Here is a 1,945-nt window from a genome sequence, read left to right on the forward strand (position 1 = left end):
GCCGGCGCTCGCGCGAGCGGGGCGCGAGCGGGGTGATCTCGACGTCGAGCCCGAGCGGCGCGGCCAGGCGCCTCAAACGCTCGTGCGGCAGGAAGCGGTTGGTCGGATCCGCATCCGGTCGATCCGGATCCCGGCGAGCGTGGCACGTCGCGAGCACGGTTCCCCCGGAGCGGAGCGCCATGCGTATGAGCCGGAGCGCCTGCGGCACCGCCTGCGGATCGACCTGGTCGAGCACGTGGTCGGCCACCAGGTCGAACGCGCCCTTGATACCGGCGTCGCGGGGCAGAGCGAGCGCGTCGAGCTGGAGCAGGTTCACGGTCGCGGGATGGATGCCCGAGTCGCCCCGAGCGGCGACGGCCTCGAACGCGGCGCGGCTGTAGTCCGCCGCGACGATCCGCCGGGCGAACTCGGCGGCATGCGATCCGGAGGCGCCCTCGCGGGCTCCACCGGGTCCGTTGCGCAGCGCGGCTCCGAGGCTGCCGGTGCCGCAGCCCAGGTCGATGCACGTGCCGGCGCGCAGCTCCGGGGCATGATGCAGGATCCAGTCCGTGCCGCTGCCGGTCTCATCCGCACCGCGGCGATGCCGATCGTCCCAGAACTCGCGGTCGCTGTTGAAGAGGCCGAACCAGTTCTCGAAGCGGCGGCGGGTGTCGAGGGGCGTGACGAGCCGGTACCCCGGGATCGGGGTGCGCCAGTTCTCGTCGTAGTTGATGGTCAGCCAGTGGTCGGTGTCGGCCGGCGCTGGGAAGCTTCGCCCGGCGATGGCCGCCGAGCCGAAGGGCAGCATCTGCTCCGTGCGCATCGGCCCGCGCACGTGGAACGGCTGATTGATCAGCCCGTCGTCGGTGAAGAACGCGGCGAACACGTCGACGTAGTGGTCGACCCCGCCTCCCGGCTCGCGGAAGTGGAGCTGCATGTGGGTGGCGCTGTGGCGGACGAGCTCGTAGCCGAACGCCTCGAGCCGGTGCCCGACGGCGAGGCCCTCGCGGGCGACGTCGACCGGGTTCGTGCAGGTCGAGAGGTAGGCGACATCGGCGTCGTCGTCGTGCGGAAGCAGTGCCCCGTCGCGGACCGCTCCCAGCAGGGTGCCTCCGACGATGAAGGGGCGGAGTCCCATCCGATCCAGGTGCCCGATGATCTCCTCGGTGCGATCGAGGATGCGATCCTGCACCCCGTCGTCGCCCGCGTCGAGTGTGCGCCCCAGCCGACCCCACTTGTTGACCGCGAGCGGCACCCCGGTCTCGTCGACGACGCGTGCGGGGCGCTCCTCGTCGGTGAAGCGGACCTCGGTCCGGGCGAGTTCGCGGCCGTCGGCGGAGTTCCGCAGGATCAGCGCGGTGCTGCCGCGGAGGTGGGGAGTCAGCGCGGCCGGCCAGGGGTGACCGTTGCGACCGCCGGCGAGGCCCCGCCCCGAGAGGAGCCGGCGCCAGACCGGAGGCGCCGCGTCGAGGTCGATCGACCAGACCCGATCCTCGCCGAAGCAGAGATCCACGGAGCGCACGTCTGCGGGCAGCTCCGGCAGCGTCACTGCGCGGCGGGTGGCGCGGAGGGGCATGGGCGGGTTTCGGCCTTCGGCTCGGGTCTGGTTCGGGTCCGACCCATCTTCTCACGCGCCTCGCGTCGGTAGGATGTGGGCAGTGACGGTCGGGGCTCGCGAGCCCGTGAGGCGAAGGGCGGGAGACGTGCACGAGCCGTATCGGGTCCTCTCCGATCCCGATCCGTTCGGCCCGGCGACGTCGACGCTCACCGAGTTGCAGCGCGCACAGCTGCGGTCGGCGGCCGCCTACCATTCGCTCCTGCACCCCGGTGCAGAGGTCGAACTGCGGGTCTCGGTCGGATCGATCGAGCAGTCGCCCGTGCTCGCGTATCCGGGAGGCGACGCTCCGCAGCCGACCGGCGCCGCGCCGGGATCGGGCGACCCGGCGCTCGTGCTCCGCCTGCGGAG

The 1,945-nt window shown here is 72.6% G+C and carries 2 protein-coding genes; one reads left to right on the forward strand and one right to left on the reverse strand.

What is annotated here, in order from left to right; all coding sequences use genetic code 11:
• Positions 1 to 1,555: LicD family protein (locus ACFPZL_RS12695; RefSeq protein WP_382335713.1), on the reverse strand; the 1,555-nt coding region annotated here is incomplete at its 3' end.
• An 82-nt stretch (positions 1,556 to 1,637) separates the two neighbouring features.
• Between ACFPZL_RS12695 and ACFPZL_RS12700 the strand changes: the two genes are divergently transcribed.
• The coding region (locus ACFPZL_RS12700; RefSeq protein ID WP_382335715.1) for a hypothetical protein at positions 1,638 to 1,945 on the forward strand (308 nt) is incomplete at its 3' end.

Origin of the sequence: Leucobacter soli (assembly GCF_042659205.1) — a bacterium.
Classification (GTDB): domain Bacteria; phylum Actinomycetota; class Actinomycetes; order Actinomycetales; family Microbacteriaceae; genus Leucobacter; species Leucobacter soli.